Here is a 1,140-nt window from a genome sequence, read left to right as displayed (position 1 = left end):
GGCACTTATTTACAACTCCCCGCACGAACACGCCTAACCCGAAATTCGAGCTACTCTCGAACTTCGGACCAAACATCCCATTCCGCCCCGTTGTAAATGCGTTCCGGCAAAACGCTCTTAAAATCATTCCAGAAGCAAATCACTACTATTCCATTCTATCTGCAAAGATTCTCATCACTCTCTTCGAAAGAAAATGCACTTGTAACAGCACTGATCTTCGCTTCCTTCACCGGAAAAGTCGTCCTAGCATTGCCAAATGTAAGGAATGCAATAGAGAATTGAGTGTAACTGCAAAAACTCCATTCGATAACTTCAAATTACCTCTAAGTTATTTTTCCTTCATACTCCATGATATGATTTTGCAGTATCCTAAGGTAGTGACTTCGACTGAAATCAGCAAAAAACTAAATCTCTCTTATAAATCTGCTTACTACCTGAAGCGAAGAATCCAAATCATTTTGTCTTTGTTGAATGATACTCTAAGGGATCAATTATACAAGGAATTGGAAACCTTTGCCCAAGATCATCCAATTCATCTTCCTAAAGGCAACAGTGATTTGAGACCGATTTTAAAGGGTGTTCCTGTAGCTGTTGCAGATAGTGTTGTGCTGTATTCTTCATCACTGAGAGCGAATAAGCATAGGTCTCGACGTTACAAAACAGGATCATCATCGATTTATCTTTCTAATAGTCTTGGTGGAGAGCAGAAGGGGATCTTATGCCATACCGTGGGAATCAATCATGGAATGACATTTTATAAATCGATTCCCTTAAATAATCAAAATTATTTGGGCAATGATCTAAATTCTAAGATTCCGAAATCAATTCCTTTGTTCACGGACGAAGGTTATACATTTATCTGGGACAGACCAAATCATAGGATGGTGAATCACTCGAAGAAGAGTAAAGACCCTAGATATAATTTGTCTAGGGAAAGATGGATTACTAAGCAGGGAGTGACTTCTAACGGTGCTGAAGCAAGGAACAATATATTAAAGCAATCCTTCCGCTCCTATCACTATGTAAGCCCGAAGTGGAGTCAGTTATATCTGGATGAAATATCTTTTCTAGGTAATGTTCGCTATGCAGAAGGTTTGCAGAAATTGATTTTTGGAGCGAGGGGGGAAGGTGATAAGAGCT

At 39.4% G+C, this 1,140-nt stretch carries 1 pseudogene; it reads left to right on the top strand.

The window, feature by feature from the left end:
- Positions 1-278 precede the first annotated feature (278 nt).
- Positions 279-1,140: pseudogene (locus EHS15_RS10545) on the top strand (hypothetical protein); the annotation flags it as partial.

It is taken from the genome of Leptospira idonii, assembly GCF_004770995.1.
Taxonomy (GTDB): Bacteria; Spirochaetota; Leptospiria; order Leptospirales; family Leptospiraceae; genus Leptospira_A; species Leptospira_A idonii.
Note: the sequence above shows the minus strand (reverse complement) of the source record. Positions and strands in the feature narration are given on the sequence as shown.